Here is a 14,490-nt window from a genome sequence, read left to right as displayed (position 1 = left end):
CTGGAACTGGCACGAGAAGGACTGCACATGAGCAAGTATCTTGTCTTGTTTCTTGTTGGCGCCACGGGATTCGCTCAGGCGCAATCCCTATGCTCTGACGCCTGGTACCAGGCGATCGACAAGAGACTGCAAACCGCCGATGCGCAAGGGCACGGGCCGGATATTGGCTCCGATGAATGGAAGTCGGTGATCGAATTCAAAGCAGGGGTTCGCGGTGGGGCAAACGTCCCTGAACGAAACTCCGAAAAGTGGTGCACGTACATCGATCAGCAGACCAAGGCGATGCAGGCGACCGGGAGCGACGCCGCAAAACCCCTGACGGTCAATGTTACACCTGGCCCTTCTTACGATTGCGCCAAGGTGAAGCCCGGCGGTATCGAAGCGATGATCTGTGAGGACAAGGACTTGTCCGCACTCGATCGCAAGCTGTCGCAAGTGTATGCCAGTGCGAGTATCAAGGCCGGCAACGAGCATCCTCCCACGCTGAAAGCAGAGCAACGTGGATGGATCAAGGGGCGCGATGACTGCTGGAAGAGCGATGACGCGGGTGCATGCGTACGCATGCAATACCAGCGTCGCATCGCCGAGTTGCAGGCCCGGTACCGACTGGTGTCGGGCACAGGGCCTGTTTACTACGAGTGCGACGGCAACCCGGCTAACGAGGTTACGGCCATGTTCTTCGAAACCGATCCGCCGACATTAATCGCCGAACGTGGCGATAGCGTATCGCTGATGTACCAGCAGCCAGGCGGCAGTGGCATAAAGTACCTTGGGCGCAATGAGACCCTTTGGGAGCATCAGGCCGAGACGATAATCACTTGGGGATACGGTGCGCTCGAGTCGCATTGCAAAAGAAAACCTTGAAACTGCGCGCTCATCGAACGCATCGCCGGCAGGCGATCGCTCGTGGCGCCATGCTGGCTAACCCAGTGCTTTCCTGAGCCCTTTCAAGCGCACATTCGCCCGTTGCACAGCGGCCATTTTTTCAGGCCGCTTCATGCGCTTCCACTTTCTGATGTCTTCCTTGCTTCGCCCGCAACTGACACACAGATCACCACTGAGTTGGCAAACTGCAATGCAGGGGTTTTCGATTTCCTTAGCCATTGTCAGTCACCCTTTGGCTATCCGTGATTGAGCCAGGCGACTTTTCCAGTCGCCGCCGTGAGTGCGCTGGCACTCTTGCTCAGAGTCGAAGCGGACATTGCGGTCTGAAGGGGTCAGGTCGATGTTGGCCTCACTCAACGCGATGGCCGTCAACTCAAGGATGCGCGCCTTCGCGTCAACCTGGGCGAGCTGCCTGTCCGCCAGGGTTTCGAACACCCAGGTGACCTTCAGGGTTTCAGCCAACGCATTCAGGTCAGCGGTGTGGGTGAGCCAGGTAAAGCCTTTGATTTCACCTTTTGCGGTTTCGCATGCTTCGGTGAGCGTGGTGATCAACCGGCGCTCGATCCGCGCCAGTTCACGTTTGCCTGGTGGCATCAGGGGTTCCTTTGGAGGCAAGAGTGGGGAGGTGCTTGATCAGGCCGGTCGAAACTCGACCGTCAGGTGGCTGACTTCGTGCACCGGCTTGAGACGTTCACGAATGCTGTCGGCGCTCGCCGTGGCTTCGCCAAGGACGCTGACGATGGCCGCATGGGCTTGCGGCCCGACTCGCCAGACGTGCAGGTCCGTGATGGTGGCATCCCCCGGTTTCTCGACCAGTTCGCGGATTTCCTCGGCAACGTGCGCATCGGTCTGATCGAGCAGCACGCCTGCGGTGGTCCCCATCAAGGTCCAGGCCCAACGCGCGATAACGATGGCGCCGACGATGCCCATGACCGGGTCCAGCCATACCCAGCCCAGATACCGGCCGGCGAGCAGTGCAACAATGGCCAGAACCGAAGTCAGCGCGTCTGCGATGACGTGGACATAGGCTGATTTCAGGTTGTTGTCGTTGCCGTGATGGGGATGGGCATGGCCGTGATCCTCATGATCGTGCCCATGACTGTGTCCGTGTCCGTGTCCCAGCAGCAGGGCACTGATGACATTGACGATCAAACCGGCAATCGCGATGAGCGTCGCAGTGCCGAACTGAACCTGCGTTGGCTGCAAGAGGCGCATGACAGATTCAACGCCAATGCCCAGGGCGACCATGCCGAGGATCAGCGCCGAGGCGAACCCGCCCAGGTCTCCAACCTTTCCGGTACCGAAACTGTAGCGCTGGCTGTAGGCATGGCGCTTTGCGTATCCGTAAGCGGCCGCCGCGATGCCCAATGCGCCGGCATGGGTTGCCATGTGAAAACCATCGGCCAGTAGTGCCATCGAGCCCGTGATGTACCCTGCGGTGATCTCGCCAACCATCATCACAACGGTCAGTGCCACAACCCAAAGCGTTCGCTTGGCATTTTCGTCGTGCGCCGGGCCAAGGAACACGTGGTCGTGCCTGTAGTTGATGGGGGGGCTGCTCATGATATTTACCTGGATGCGTTCACTTGGAGTAACGGCGAATGGCTTCAAGCAACTCTTCGACGCCCTTGTTGCGCTCCGCTTCACTCAGCGCAGGGTTCGCGACATGCTCGCGCGCGTGGTCCTCAATGATTTCTTCCATCAAGCCGTTGATGGCGCCGCGAGTGGCGGCCACAAGGTGCAGTGTCCTGGCGCAATCGAGATCCGATTCCAGTGCGCGTTCAACGGCCTGGATTTGCCCGGCGATACGTTTTACGCGCTTGAGAAGATCGTCTTTGTTTGCTGCGATATGGCCCATTGGATGGATACCCCCCCTACCTATGCTTTGCGCATGATAGGCATACCCCCTATACCTATACAAGATCGGCGGGGGAAGAGATCGGCGCAACCATCGCGGCAACGAACTTCAGACGATTACACCAAAAGGAAACCTGACAGCTAATGACAGCGAATCATTGCTGGTGGCCGTGCGTGCTGATACGGGCCTTACAACGAAGCGTTGAGTTCCTCGATCAAGCTTTCACGATGTTTCAACGCGGAAACGGACGCCTCGCCCAACTTGCTGGCAACGGCACTCAACAACGCCTGCGCCAGCAACATGAAGGCGCACATGCTGTTGCTGAAAAACAGGCTGTGGTTGGGCACATAGAAGCTGTGCAATGCAACCTTGGCCAGCGGCGAGCTGGATGAGTCGGTCAGCGCAATGACCCTGATCCCGTGGCGGGCAGCCACTTCGGCAGTGGCGAGCACGCTGGGGGTGTAGGGGAAGCAGCTGGACACCACCAGCACATCGCCCACATCCAGTTGCGCAAGGGCATCCGCCACACCCTGGCGACTGGAATCGAGCGCCGCCACATCCGGGCGCAACATGCCCAGGCCGTAGGACATGAAGAGAGCCAGCGAATTGAATTGGCGCATACCGTGGATCCGTACCCGGTGGGCACTGGCCAGCAATTCGACGGTCTGGACAAACACGTCGGGATCGACCTGCTCGATCATGCTGGCGATGTTTGCGCTTTCCTGGCGACCCAGGCGAGTCAACTGGTTGAGGATGTCCTTGTCACCGGCATTGACCACCAGTTGCGAGGCCTGGTCACTGTAGAAATGCTTGCCTTCGGTGATCTCCCGGCGAAAGACGTCCTGCAATTTGCTGAAGCCGCCATAGCCCAGGCGTTGTGCCAGCCGGGACAGTGTCGAGGCGTTGACGTCCAGTTGCTCCGCCAGCTCACTGATCGAAGATACAGCGGTGCGTTGCGGCGACTCGATCAGTGCCATCAACACGCGTCTGGAGCTGCTGCCCAAGGCGATATCCACCTCGCGCCGTTCGATGGCTTCGAGCAATTGCTTGAGGCCATTCAAAGTGTCAGGTAATTCTGCCGGGGCAATAGTCATCAGGGGCATCCATAAGCTGTTGGGCGGTCGCCACTCGACCTTGAGTGCTTGGAAAATCGGTGCTGCGACGCGTGAAAACTGCCAATTCTACCGCGCCAGGGGCCATCGCAAAGACTACCCCTGGCGTGATTTTCATCAGAGTGCCCGGGACAGCTTTTCTCCGGGGCCTTCCTGTTTTCTCATAGCGCTAACTTTTGCCGAGAGGGTTGAGTACTACGCCCTCGATATCGGGTCGGCCGGTGTCTGGCGTTGTATGAATCCGCCACTTTACAGCGCTGGCGCTGATCAGGAAAACCCCGGTGGCCAAGGTGTTTTCATCGTCCGGATCATCGGCGGCGGTGCGGTATACAGGCAGGTGCCCACCCGAAGTGTCGCGCAGTATACCCAAAGACAAATCGGCATCCAGCTCGCCAGGTACCTGCTGCAGCTGCTGGTCAACGCATCGTTGCCGGGCGCCTGAGCTGGCGGTGATGCGTTGAGGGACCCGGTTCAGCGACGGCGCGATCAGGTGGTTCGAATGCCCGCCCGGCCTGCGCACCTCCCTGATGGCGCTGCCTTCGGCGCTGGCCTCGACACTGACGACCCGATTGCTCCCGGCCTGGCCGAACGTATGGTGAAACGCACCGGCGCGGTCGGTTCGGGTCACTATCGCAATCGCTTCCTGGAGGGTGTGGGCGTCAAGCGTTGCGCGGCCCAGGATCTGTCGAGGGATACCGGCTGGAATGCTGGCCGGGCGAATGTTGTTGACGGTCGCCACCAGTCCGCGCTCGTTGACGGCCAGGGTGTGTCCAGGCAAGGAGCCCGGATAGACAAAGCTGCTGAACGCCAGGCCTGACTCGGGTTTGACATGGGCGAATGCGCAGCTCCCCCTGAGTTGTGGCAAGCCGTCCTCATTGTGAGCGATCAGCGTGCCGCCGCCGGCAGGACCGAACACCGTGGTGCAGCCATCCACGCTTTGCGGGTGAACGAAGTCACCCCGGCAGTTCCACATGAACACTTCATTGAACGGCAGCTGCAAGCCAGCGGCCAGTCCTTCGATTTCACGCCAGTAACGAGGAAACGCTGCTTGCACTGCTTGACGCATCTGCGCGGCGGCTGGCGTTTGCGCCAGCGCAGCCAGGTGTTGCCAGAGTGCCAATGGACGCAAGTGCCGATGCACGGCATCACGACCGAAGACACCGAGGCCATGACCTATTGCGTGCGCGTCGCCTTCAAGATGAATTTGGGACAACGTCATGACGTCTCCTCAGGATACGTGCTGTAGAAATTCCCGCAGGCGCGGGCTGGGAGGGTTGGCGATCAGCGTGGCGGGTGGTCCGTCCTCGGCGATGCGGCCCTTGTCGATAAAGATCAGTCGAGTGGCGACCTTGCGGGCAAAGTCCACTTCATGGGTGACTATCACCATGGTCATGCCTTCCTCGGCCAGCGACTTCATGACGGTGAGCACTTCATGACGCAACTCCGGGTCGAGTGCCGAAGTCGGCTCGTCGAACAGCATCAGCTTGGGCTTGACCGCCAGCGCGCGAGCAATGGCCACTCGCTGTTGCTGGCCACCGGACAATTCGGACGGGTAGTGATTGGCCCGCTCGGCGAGGCCGACTTTTGCCAGAAGCCCGGCGGCGATCGCCTCGGCTTCCGCACGGCTGGCGCCACGCACCCGCACCGGGCCGAAGGCCACGTTCTGCAGTGCGGTCATCTGCGGGAACAGGTGAAACTGCTGGAAAACCATTCCGGCTTCCTGGCGAATCAGCCGCTCATCGACCTTGGGGTTGTTGACCTCCAGTCCATCGACGATCAACTGGCCCGCGGTAATCTCTTCGAGCTTGTTGATGCAGCGCAACAGCGTCGACTTGCCTGATCCAGACGGGCCAATGATCACGACCACTTCGCCGCTGGAAATCTTCAGGTTGATGTCATGCAGCACTTGAGTACTGCCAAAGTGCTTGGAGACACCTTTGAACTCGATCATAGGATTTTCAACCTCGATTCCATGCGCCGCAGCACGTAACTCAATACCAGGGTAATGATCAGATAGATGATGGCCACCGCCGACCAGATTTCCATCGCGCGGAAATTACCGGCAATGACTTCCTGCCCCTGGCGGGTCAGTTCAGCGACACCAATGACAATGAACAGTGAAGTGTCCTTGATGCTGACGATCCACTGGTTGCCCAGCGCCGGGATCATCCGCCGGAAGGCCAGCGGCGCAATGACGTAGCGCAGCGTGTCTCTGCCGGATAATCCCAGCGCCAGCCCGGCCTCGCGAAATCCACGGTTGATCGATAGCACCGCTCCGCGGGTGATTTCGGCAATGTAGGCGCCGGAGTTGAGCATGATGGTCACCACCGCCGCGCTGAACGGATCGATGCGCACCGGCACCATCATTGGCAAGGCGAAGTAGATGAACATGACCTGCACCATGATCGGTGTGCCACGAATCAGTTCGATGAAAACGAGCGCAACACGGCTGCTGAGAAAACCGCCGTAGGCGCGGGCAAAGCCCGCGACTACGCCGATGATGGCGCCACCGATCAGACCCAGGATCGAGATCCACAAGGTCAGCTTGGCGCCCTCGAGCAGTACCGGCAGCGCATCCCAGATGGCGCTCCATTGGAAATGCATGCTGAATTCTCTTTTTTATTGAAGGGCAGGGGAGTTACTGCGGATCGGTGCCGAACCACTTGCGGTAGATCTGCGCATAGGTGCCGTTGTCACGGACCTTCTTCAGTGCCGCATTGACCTGTTCGCGCAACTCGCTGCCCTTGGGAAACGCAATGCCGTATTGCTGGGCCATCATCTGTTGGCCGACGGCTTTGACCTGGCCTTCACCCGCCGTCTTGATGTAGTACAAAACGTTTGGCGTGTCGTGCATGGCGGCGTCGACGCGGCCGGTGCGCAGTTCCAGATAGGCATTGTCGATATTGGGGAACTGTCGCAGATCGCTGGCCTTCAGATTGGCCTTGGCATAGTCGGCTGCCGAGGTGCCGCTCTTCACCGCCAGGGTCTTGCCGGCGATATCCGCTTCACCCTTGATTGCGGCATTGTCGCTTTTGACCATCAGCAGGAAGCCGCTGTCGTAGTAGCCGTCGCTGAAATCAATGGCCTGTTTGCGTTCTTCCTTGATGGTGATGCCGGCCAGCGCCACATCGACGTTGTGGGTCTGCAGGGCGGGAATGATGCCGTTGAAATCCATCGGTTTGAGCTTGTAGGTGACGCCCATTTCCTTGGCGATCGCTGCCCACAGGTCGATATCGAAACCGACGTATTCGTTGCCCTGTTTGAACTCGAAAGGTACGAACGCCGTGTCCGTTGCCACGAGCAGTTCCTTGCCAGCGGCAAAGCAGCCCGATGCGCCGACCAGTGCCATTACAGCCAGTGATGCCTTCAGAAGGTTTCTCATGCGTGTTTTCTCTTCAGGTGAGTACAAACCCCAGGGCAAGCCCGGGGAGGTTGGGGTAGCGGCAGTTTGTTTTTCGAGTGATCCAAGGCAATTCACTCCACTGTTTTTGTTGTAGGCCCGGCTAGCCACCTGGAGAGGAGGCGCACGAAACGTATGCTTTGATGCAAAATATACGTGCAAAAATTATAAATGCAAATAAATTTTGCGGATGGCTTGCCACCTGTAATTACAGGCTTCCACCAGTATTGATTGGCTTTTATGGCTAAGCTGGCAGCGAGTGACCGGATTTATAAGTGCAAAAAAATATTGCAATTGGATTTTATGCACATATTATTTGCGAAAATAATCCGGAGGGGATCATGAGCCACGTCTTTCATCGCAGCCTTACACAAAGCTATCCAACGGCCGTTCAAGGCGATGGCCCCTACTTGATCGACAGCGATGGCCGTCGCTACCTCGATGCCAGCGGCGGTGCTGCTGTGTCGTGCCTTGGCCATAGCGATCCGGAAGTGATTGCCGCCATTCGCAACCAGGTCGGTCAATTGGCCTATGCGCACACATCATTCTTCACCACACAGGTGATGGAGGACCTGGCGGATTTCCTGGTAGCGCGGGCACCTGAAGGGATTGAGTCGGTGTACTTCGTCTCGGGTGGTTCCGAAGCCGTGGAAGCGGCATTGAAACTGGCCCGCCAGTATTTCATCGAGATCGGGCAGCCGCAGCGCAAGCACTTGATCGCACGCCGTCAGAGTTACCACGGCAATACGCTTGGTGCGCTGGCCACGGGTGGCAACGCATGGCGGCGCAAGCAGTTCGAACCCTTGCTGATCAACGTCAGCCATGTCAGCCCTTGCTACGCCTACCGCGAGCAGAAAACCGGAGAAACGGTCGAGGCAATGGGCGTGCGCCTGGCTGCCGAACTTGAAGATGAAATTCTGCGCCGGGGTGCCGAAAACGTCATGGCATTCGTCGCCGAGCCCGTGGTCGGCGCGACCTTGGGCGCCGTCGCCGCCGTGCCTGGTTATTTCAAGCGGGTTCGTGAGGTGTGCGACCGCCACGGCGTGTTGTTGATCCTTGATGAAGTCATGTGCGGCATGGGCCGGACCGGGACTTTGTTCGCGGCCGAGCAGGAAGGGATCACCGCGGACCTGATCACCATAGCCAAAGGGTTGGGCGCAGGTTACCAGCCGATCGGCGCGACGCTGGTGAGCAAGAAAATCCGCGACGCCATCGCCCATGGCTCGGGGTTCTTTCAACACGGCCATACCTACATTGGCCATGCGACGGCATGCGCAGCCGCGCTGGCGGTGCAGCAGGTCATCGAATCGCGCAACTTGCTGGCTCGCGTCAATCAACTGGGCGATGGACTGCGCACACGGCTGCTGGATCGGTTGGGTAACCATCCCCATGTGGGTGACATTCGCGGGCGTGGCCTGTTCCAGGGCGTCGAACTGGTAGCTGATCGCGACAGCAAGACGCCGTTCGATCCAGCGCTCAAGTTACACGCCAGGCTCAAGAAAGCCGCCATGGCAGAAGGACTGATGTGTTACCCGATGGGGGGAACCGTCGACGGTCAGTACGGTGATCACATCCTCTTGGCCCCGCCATTCATTCTGCAAGACCATCATCTGGACGAGATCGCCGACAAGCTTCTGCGTGCCCTGAACATTACGCTCAAAGGTCTCTGAGGAATCATCGCCATGGCTATTCAATCGCGCCTGACACCCCTTGACGAAGCACAAATGAACGAGGCCCAGCGCGCCGTTCTCAACGAAATCCTCAACGGCCCGCGCGGCAACCTCGACGGGCCTTTTCTGGCCTGGATTCACAGTCCCGAACTGGCCAACCACGCACAGCGCTTGGGCGCATTCTGCCGTTATGGGACTCGCCTGGAACTGCGTTTGACCGAGCTGGCCATCCTCTACACCGCGGCATGGTGGCAATCCCAGGCCGAGTGGCAGATCCATGAACCCATCGCACGTTCTGCCGGCCTGGCCGATCCGATCATCGAAGCATTGCGCCAGCAAAGGTTCCCACCCTTCACCCGAGCAGATGAACTGCTGGTTTATCGAGTGGGCAAGTCGCTATACGAGACACGGCGTGTCGACGACCTGCTTTACGCCGACGCTGTTAAAGCGTTCGGCGAGCCGGCTGTCGTAGAGCTCATTGGGGTCTTCGGATATTACGCACTGGTGGCGATGACCCTGAACGTCTTCGCCGTTCGCCGCGATAGCGATGCACCGCTTCCATTTGATGAGCCTGGAGAGGGCAGAAGTGCAGAGCAAAAAACACCGCAATGAGTCCCTCAACGACTGACCGAAAAGGAGTTGATCATGGCGCAACCCAATCCGGACACGGTAAGGGTCGGCGAGTTTCGCCGGCGTTACGAAAACCTGTACCGCAAACTCAGTGATTACTATGCCTGCTGTTCCGCCGATGAGGTTCGCAACTGGAGGCGTGTTACCCGAATCCTTCTGGACGAAGCTTCGGCACTCAAATGTGGTCAAGCATCCCGCGAGGATCTTGATGCGCATCGACAGGTCATTGCTGCCGTAACCGAGTGTCTCGCGAAGGCCGGCCTTCGCATTGAGGGTTACGCAATGAAGGCCGTGGCGAGGGCGGCGCTTCAGGAACCATCAATTGGACTGCACGCCAACGATCAAGCAAAACTCCGCAGTTTTGCTAAATCTCGTGTCGGTGGTGAACCGAACTGACGACTGTATTCGCGAGTGAACTGCGATGGGCTCTCATACCCCACTTGAAATCCAGCGGCTGCGACGTCAAGGCCTTCAGAGATCATGAGGCGTCGCGCTTCGTGAAGGCGAAGTTGCTTTTGATATTGCAGGGGGCTCATGGCCGTTATGGATTTGAACCTGTGGTGGAGCGTCGAGGTGCTGAGATTGACGAGTTTGGCCAGCGAATCGATTTGAAGGGGTTTTGAGTAGTTTTCATTAAGCCACTCAATTGCTCGTGTTACGCGATGCGCCTGGCTGTCAACGATCGCAATTTCGTGCAGCCTCTGGCCCTGCTGGCCACGCAAGAGTCGATAGAATATTTCTCGAATGGCTAATGGCGCCAGGGTGGGAATATCTTCCGGGCTTTCCAGCAGTCTCACGAGGCGCAGCATTGCGTCGAGTAACGACGTATCTATTTTATCCAGGAAAAGGCCACGGTTTTGTGCACCACTGGGCACGCCGATCGGACTTGCATCGGCGATCAGCTGCGTAATTTCGCAGGGGTCAATATCCAGGCGGATGCATAGGTATGGCTCCTCGGGAGAAGCTTCAATCACTTGGCCCGCTAAAGGCAGCGTCACGGAAACGACGAGATAATTCAGCGGATCATAGACGTAGCCTTCATCACGCAGTCGAACCTCTTTACGACCTTGAACAACAATACATAGACCTGGTTTATGAATTGTGTGAATCGCATCTGTAGGAGCATCACTTCTGATGAAGTGATGCGGGAGCACTGCCGTCTCGAATACACCATACTCGGGCGCAAAACGTTGAATGATGGACGCCAGCTCGGTTCGACGTTTCGTAGTTTCGGCATCGGACTGAATCAAAGGAAACTCCTTGAGAGTTGCTCACGTGTGGCGGGAGTCGGGGCGCTTTTTCGGCAGTACAGCTTTATTAAATATCAAAAAAGCCCAGCTATTGCCGGGCTTTTTGACGGTTTTGATTCTGTGTTAGCCAACTTGCTGCATTCCTGGAGTGCGATCAGAACCATCCTGGGCAACGAAGGGGCGCATTGCCTCTTTGCATTGCTGAGCTTCGTTCACTGGCGGCCTGGCGCTTGTGCTTTCCAGCGCAAATACGCTCAGGCTAAGCGCTGTGAGGGTCGCGAAAACGAAGATTTTTTTTGAGGTTTTCATGGCAATGACTCCGGTAATTTGAGTGTCTGGTACCGGTAGGTCAGGGCAACGTTTTTTGCACTGAGTTCCGGTTGCAGGCGAGGTGTTCTCTCTGCATGTGTCCAGACTACGGTGCCGGTGTTTTTTACGTTATTCGGTTCCTGTGAGCTTTTTGCACAATCCTGCACTGCGATGCTGGAGCAGCTGATTTTTTAGCTGTAGATGTGTTCGTGGCAGCCAAATGCCTGGTGCGCGATTCACATCATTGTGAGCAGTGATGATGGTGAGCAGACACGACTTGCCTAAAGCTCCCGTAGAGCAGGCCGTCAGTGTTACTTGACGGCCTGCGTTTGCATTTCTCTGACTGCAGGTGCTCCACCAATGGCGCCTGGGTCGAAAGCGTTTCATCCAGCCATTAAAAAAAGCACCCCTTACTCCCGGATATCATGATTTTTCACAAGCATGAGCCTTCCTTATAGTCCTCCCAAGCCCACTTGGAACACGGTTGTGTTTCCCTTGATGCGAGACAACTTTATGGAAAACAAGAAACGCGCCGTCCAGGCTTCAGAGGTTGGGATGGGAACTCGAGTTGTATGGGGAGGAGAGCAGGTTCGACATCCCTACAATGCGACCCAGACCCCCATAGTGGTCAGCGCCGCCTATGGCTATGACGATATCGATAAGTGGTATGACGTGGCATTGGGAAAGGAGCCCGGCTTCATTTACAGCCGGATGAGCAATCCCACTGTCTGCGTCCTGGAAGATAAACTCTGTGAGCTCGAGAACGCAGAGTCGGCTGTAGCTTTCAGTACCGGAATGGCTGCAATCAGCGGTGTACTACACACCTTCCTGTCCTATGGGCAGCGCGTGATATCCACACGTGACAGCTACGGTGGCACGAACAAGATTTTTGAGGAGTTTCTCCCACGCATGGGCGTGGAGGTAACTCTTTGCGATACGCTCGACACTATGGCGCTTGAGCAGGAGATCGCTAAAGGCTGCAGCGTCCTGTACCTGGAAACCCCCACGAACCCAACGCTGAAAATCGTTGATATTCGGCGCCTGGTGGCCGCGGCGAAGCGAGTGGGCGCTTTGGTTGTCGCGGACAATACATTCGCGACCCCTCTGAATCAGAATCCGCTCGCTTTAGGTGTTGATGTGGTTGTGCACAGCGCGACCAAATTCCTCTCCGGCCATGGTGATGTACTCGGCGGCGTGGTGTGCGGCGCCGAGCATTTGATGTCTCAAGTTCGCCATTACCGCGAAATCAATGGGGCCTCGCTGGATCCTTTTTCAGCGTATCTGATTATCCGGGGCATCAAGACTCTGGCCCTGCGTCTTCGCCAGCAACAGGCGAGCGCACAACTTCTGGCCGAGTACCTCTGCACCGAACCGCTGGTTGAGACTGTGAACTATCCGGGGTTGCCTCAACATCCAGGTCATGACATCGCTCGTTCTCAAATGAACGGATTCGGCGCCATCGTCAGCTTCGTACTCAAAGGAGGCATGGACACCGTGACTCGTTTGCTACCGTTGCTCAGATATGCGCATCGGGCGGGTAATTTGGGCGCTGTCGAGACCATTTACGGGCCGGCACGGACGACCAGTCACGTGGAAAATACCCTGGAAGAGCGTCAGGCACTTGGCATTTCCGAAGGTTTGGTTCGAGTGTCCGTAGGTATTGAGGATTCGGCAGATTTATTGGCTGATCTAAAACAAGCCTTCGCTTTAGTGCGAAGTAAAAAAGGTGATGCAACCCTTCACGCTGACAGTGCCCAACGTTTCATTGAAGTAGAAGCCTGAATACGAGCAGGACTTTCGATATTCATCTTAAGCCCTTCATGAAGAATGAAAATAATAAAATCCAGCGACGACAAAATTGTACTGCCCAAAAGCCGGTTACAAGGTGTTTGTCCGAACATTTCATGAGAATAAAACTATGTCCACGCATATCGAAGATAATCAGCCCGATCCAAACTCGCGTTTCAAAAAGGAAATGCAAACACGCCACATCGTGATGTTGGCACTGGGCGGTGTGATCGGTACGGGATTATTCCTGACCTCCGGTTACACGGTTAATCAGGCAGGGCCGCTCGGTGCGGTGATCGCTTACATCATCGGTGCGGTGATGGTGTATCTGGTCATGGTCTGTCTCGGTGAGTTGGCTGTGCAGATGCCGGAAACCGGATCGTTCAGTAGCTACGCAACACGCTACCTGGGCCCAGGTACAGGCTATACAGTGGCCTGGCTTTACTGGCTCACATGGGCAGTAGCGATCGGTTCAGAATTTACCGCTGCGGGCATACTGATGGTTCGGTGGTTTCCTGAGACACCGGTCTGGATCTGGAGTGCGCTGTTTGCCCTTGCAGTCTTCTTCAGCAATGTTGTCTCTGTCCGGTTGTTTGCGGAGACTGAATTTTGGCTTTCGTTGATCAAGGTTCTGACCGTTATCACGTTCATTGCGATCGGCGGAGCGGCAATTTTCGGCCTTTTGCAAGTACAGAGTTTGCAAGGGGCGGGACTTTCCAACTTCACACGTGAAGGGCTGTTCCCCACCGGGTTCCTGCCCATTGCAATGACCCTCCTGGCTGTTTCCTTCGCATTTTCCGGAACCGAGCTGATCGGAATTGCGGCAGGTGAAGCACAAGATCCACAAACCAGCGTGCCCAAGGCTATCCGCACCACAGTGGTACGTTTGGCGCTGTTCTTCGTGGGGACAATTTTCGTCCTTGCGACGTTACTGCCACGCGAGCAAGCGGGGCTCGTAGAAAGTCCATTCGTCATGGTGTTTGAGCTGATTGGCATCCCATACTCCGCCGACATTATGAACTTCGTCATTCTCACGGCACTGATTTCCGCCGCTAACTCGGGGTTGTATGCAGCCTCGCGCATGCTGTGGACATTGAGCGATCAAGGACATATGCCTAAGCGCTACGCCAGGCTTTCCAGTCGGGGCACACCGGTGAACGCCATCGTTCTGAGTATGGCGGGTGCAGTGGCTTCTCTGCTTAGCAGTGTGTTCGCCCCTGATACGGTTTACTTGGCCCTGGTGTCCATTTCCGGTCTGGCGGTCGTCGTCGTGTGGATGAGCATTGCAGCAAGCCAGATCGCGTTCCGTCGTCAATACGTCGCTAATGGCGGACGAGTTGAAGACCTGCATTTCCGTGTGCGCGGCTACCCATGGGTGCCTATCGGTGCACTGTTGTGTTGTCTGCTGGCCTGTGTGGGTATCGCTTTTGATCCCGAGCAGCGAGTGGCGCTGTACTTCGGCCTGCCCTTTATCGCGTGGTGTTATTTCGTGTACTGGATCACTCGAAATAAAAGGGCAGAGCGGTTGGCTTTAGCCGCAGCTGTTCATTCCTCTGGCACCGCGTGAATTTCTCAGGCAATGATTGTG

17 protein-coding genes and 1 pseudogene are annotated in these 14,490 nt (G+C 57.0%); 7 read left to right on the top strand and 11 right to left on the bottom strand.

All coding sequences use genetic code 11. From position 1 onward, the window contains the following. Positions 1-27 precede the first annotated feature (27 nt). A complete protein-coding gene (locus ACXX83_RS10645) occupies positions 28-864 on the top strand; it encodes an MliC family protein (protein ID WP_458548406.1) in 837 nt (278 codons plus the stop codon). Positions 865-921: 57 nt separating this feature from the next. Here ACXX83_RS10645 and ACXX83_RS10640 read toward each other — a convergent pair whose 3' ends face one another. Genes ACXX83_RS10640 through ACXX83_RS10625 form a run of 4 tightly spaced genes read right to left on the bottom strand, consistent with a single transcriptional unit; the run spans position 922 to position 2,743 of the window. Then, positions 922-1,104, bottom strand: a complete 183-nt coding sequence (locus ACXX83_RS10640) for a DUF1289 domain-containing protein (protein ID WP_015095164.1) — start codon at positions 1,102-1,104, stop codon at positions 922-924. Positions 1,105-1,110: 6 nt separating this feature from the next. Then, on the bottom strand, positions 1,111-1,479 hold the full coding sequence (locus ACXX83_RS10635; RefSeq protein ID WP_458548405.1) for a hypothetical protein: 369 nt from the start codon (positions 1,477-1,479) through the stop codon (positions 1,111-1,113). Positions 1,480-1,518: 39 nt separating this feature from the next. After that, a complete protein-coding gene (gene dmeF / locus ACXX83_RS10630; RefSeq protein WP_458548404.1) occupies positions 1,519-2,448 on the bottom strand; it encodes a CDF family Co(II)/Ni(II) efflux transporter DmeF in 930 nt (309 codons plus the stop codon). Positions 2,449-2,467: 19 nt separating this feature from the next. Continuing rightward, positions 2,468-2,743 carry a metal/formaldehyde-sensitive transcriptional repressor gene (locus ACXX83_RS10625; protein ID WP_007974809.1) on the bottom strand — a complete coding sequence of 92 codons (276 nt, stop codon included), beginning with the start codon at positions 2,741-2,743 and terminating at the stop codon, positions 2,468-2,470. Between the two features lie 85 nt (positions 2,744-2,828). On the opposite strand from ACXX83_RS10625, the pseudogene ACXX83_RS10620 reads away from it, so the two are divergent. Continuing rightward, positions 2,829-2,933: pseudogene (locus ACXX83_RS10620) on the top strand (LysR family transcriptional regulator); the annotation flags it as partial. Here the strand turns inward: ACXX83_RS10620 and ACXX83_RS10615 are convergent. The 5 genes from ACXX83_RS10615 to glnH all read right to left on the bottom strand — a co-directional run bounded on the left by ACXX83_RS10615 (position 2,932) and on the right by glnH (position 7,237). Continuing rightward, positions 2,932-3,837 (bottom strand): MurR/RpiR family transcriptional regulator, encoded by a 906-nt coding sequence (locus ACXX83_RS10615; protein WP_126045891.1) that lies wholly within the window; start codon positions 3,835-3,837, stop codon positions 2,932-2,934. The pseudogene ACXX83_RS10620 and the gene ACXX83_RS10615 sit on opposite strands and share 2 nt — an antisense overlap. 187 nt (positions 3,838-4,024) lie before the next feature. Next, the gene (locus ACXX83_RS10610) at positions 4,025-5,074 is read right to left on the bottom strand and encodes a C45 family autoproteolytic acyltransferase/hydrolase (protein WP_458548403.1); all 1,050 of its coding nucleotides are present in this window, start codon (positions 5,072-5,074) and stop codon (positions 4,025-4,027) included. 9 nt (positions 5,075-5,083) lie between these two features. Next, on the bottom strand, positions 5,084-5,806 hold the full coding sequence (glnQ, locus tag ACXX83_RS10605; RefSeq protein WP_217835223.1) for a glutamine ABC transporter ATP-binding protein GlnQ: 723 nt from the start codon (positions 5,804-5,806) through the stop codon (positions 5,084-5,086). Continuing rightward, positions 5,803-6,459: a glutamine ABC transporter permease GlnP gene (glnP, locus tag ACXX83_RS10600; protein WP_102700415.1), complete on the bottom strand. Its 657-nt coding sequence runs from the start codon at positions 6,457-6,459 to the stop codon at positions 5,803-5,805. Before glnP ends, glnQ begins: the two co-directional genes overlap by 4 nt. A gap of 34 nt (positions 6,460-6,493) precedes the next feature. Next, the gene (gene glnH, locus ACXX83_RS10595; protein ID WP_217835222.1) at positions 6,494-7,237 is read right to left on the bottom strand and encodes a glutamine ABC transporter substrate-binding protein GlnH; all 744 of its coding nucleotides are present in this window, start codon (positions 7,235-7,237) and stop codon (positions 6,494-6,496) included. A 359-nt stretch (positions 7,238-7,596) separates the two neighbouring features. Here glnH and ACXX83_RS10590 point away from each other — a divergent pair, with 359 nt between their 5' ends. From ACXX83_RS10590 to ACXX83_RS10580, 3 genes are read left to right on the top strand one after another with little or no spacing between them, the layout of a single operon-like run. Beyond that, positions 7,597-8,925 (top strand): aspartate aminotransferase family protein, encoded by a 1,329-nt coding sequence (locus ACXX83_RS10590; protein WP_458548402.1) that lies wholly within the window; start codon positions 7,597-7,599, stop codon positions 8,923-8,925. Positions 8,926-8,937: 12 nt separating this feature from the next. Beyond that, on the top strand, positions 8,938-9,537 hold the full coding sequence (locus ACXX83_RS10585) for a carboxymuconolactone decarboxylase family protein (protein ID WP_126045887.1): 600 nt from the start codon (positions 8,938-8,940) through the stop codon (positions 9,535-9,537). A 33-nt stretch (positions 9,538-9,570) separates the two neighbouring features. Next, positions 9,571-9,951 (top strand): hypothetical protein, encoded by a 381-nt coding sequence (locus ACXX83_RS10580; RefSeq protein WP_126045886.1) that lies wholly within the window; start codon positions 9,571-9,573, stop codon positions 9,949-9,951. On the opposite strand, the gene ACXX83_RS10575 is transcribed toward ACXX83_RS10580, so the two are convergent. Together ACXX83_RS10575 and ACXX83_RS10570 are read right to left on the bottom strand one after the other, a co-directional pair. Continuing rightward, a complete protein-coding gene (locus ACXX83_RS10575) occupies positions 9,897-10,805 on the bottom strand; it encodes an AraC family transcriptional regulator (RefSeq protein ID WP_458548401.1) in 909 nt (302 codons plus the stop codon). The two genes, ACXX83_RS10580 and ACXX83_RS10575, sit on opposite strands and share 55 nt — an antisense overlap. Before the next feature lie 123 nt (positions 10,806-10,928). Further along, a complete protein-coding gene (locus tag ACXX83_RS10570) occupies positions 10,929-11,114 on the bottom strand; it encodes a hypothetical protein (protein WP_458548400.1) in 186 nt (61 codons plus the stop codon). 513 nt (positions 11,115-11,627) lie between these two features. On the opposite strand from ACXX83_RS10570, the gene ACXX83_RS10565 reads away from it, so the two are divergent. After that, the gene (locus ACXX83_RS10565; RefSeq protein WP_458548399.1) at positions 11,628-12,896 is read left to right on the top strand and encodes a cystathionine gamma-synthase family protein; all 1,269 of its coding nucleotides are present in this window, start codon (positions 11,628-11,630) and stop codon (positions 12,894-12,896) included. A 136-nt stretch (positions 12,897-13,032) separates the two neighbouring features. Further along, complete coding sequence (locus ACXX83_RS10560) at positions 13,033-14,469, top strand: amino acid permease (RefSeq protein ID WP_458548398.1); 1,437 nt, start codon at positions 13,033-13,035, stop codon at positions 14,467-14,469. The last annotated feature ends 21 nt before the right edge of the window (positions 14,470-14,490 follow it).

The sequence above is a fragment of the Pseudomonas sp. GNP012 genome (assembly GCF_054343835.1).
Note: the sequence above shows the minus strand (reverse complement) of the source record. Positions and strands in the feature narration are given on the sequence as shown.

What these genes read in the sequence shown, in the direction of transcription:
- ACXX83_RS10610 (WP_458548403.1), bottom strand. Translation starts at nt 5,074, where the DNA reads ATGACGTTGTCCCAAATTCATCTTGAAGGCGACGCGCACGCAATAGGT.
- glnQ (WP_217835223.1), bottom strand. Translation starts at nt 5,806, where the DNA reads ATGATCGAGTTCAAAGGTGTCTCCAAGCACTTTGGCAGTACTCAAGTG.
- ACXX83_RS10645 (WP_458548406.1), top strand. Translation starts at nt 28, where the DNA reads ATGAGCAAGTATCTTGTCTTGTTTCTTGTTGGCGCCACGGGATTCGCT.
- ACXX83_RS10640 (WP_015095164.1), bottom strand. Translation starts at nt 1,104, where the DNA reads ATGGCTAAGGAAATCGAAAACCCCTGCATTGCAGTTTGCCAACTCAGT.
- glnH (WP_217835222.1), bottom strand. Translation starts at nt 7,237, where the DNA reads ATGAGAAACCTTCTGAAGGCATCACTGGCTGTAATGGCACTGGTCGGC.
- ACXX83_RS10570 (WP_458548400.1), bottom strand. Translation starts at nt 11,114, where the DNA reads ATGAAAACCTCAAAAAAAATCTTCGTTTTCGCGACCCTCACAGCGCTT.
- dmeF (WP_458548404.1), bottom strand. Translation starts at nt 2,448, where the DNA reads ATGAGCAGCCCCCCCATCAACTACAGGCACGACCACGTGTTCCTTGGC.
- ACXX83_RS10625 (WP_007974809.1), bottom strand. Translation starts at nt 2,743, where the DNA reads ATGGGCCATATCGCAGCAAACAAAGACGATCTTCTCAAGCGCGTAAAA.
- ACXX83_RS10580 (WP_126045886.1), top strand. Translation starts at nt 9,571, where the DNA reads ATGGCGCAACCCAATCCGGACACGGTAAGGGTCGGCGAGTTTCGCCGG.
- ACXX83_RS10565 (WP_458548399.1), top strand. Translation starts at nt 11,628, where the DNA reads ATGGAAAACAAGAAACGCGCCGTCCAGGCTTCAGAGGTTGGGATGGGA.
- ACXX83_RS10585 (WP_126045887.1), top strand. Translation starts at nt 8,938, where the DNA reads ATGGCTATTCAATCGCGCCTGACACCCCTTGACGAAGCACAAATGAAC.
- ACXX83_RS10615 (WP_126045891.1), bottom strand. Translation starts at nt 3,837, where the DNA reads ATGACTATTGCCCCGGCAGAATTACCTGACACTTTGAATGGCCTCAAG.
- glnP (WP_102700415.1), bottom strand. Translation starts at nt 6,459, where the DNA reads ATGCATTTCCAATGGAGCGCCATCTGGGATGCGCTGCCGGTACTGCTC.
- ACXX83_RS10635 (WP_458548405.1), bottom strand. Translation starts at nt 1,479, where the DNA reads ATGCCACCAGGCAAACGTGAACTGGCGCGGATCGAGCGCCGGTTGATC.
- ACXX83_RS10560 (WP_458548398.1), top strand. Translation starts at nt 13,033, where the DNA reads ATGTCCACGCATATCGAAGATAATCAGCCCGATCCAAACTCGCGTTTC.
- ACXX83_RS10590 (WP_458548402.1), top strand. Translation starts at nt 7,597, where the DNA reads ATGAGCCACGTCTTTCATCGCAGCCTTACACAAAGCTATCCAACGGCC.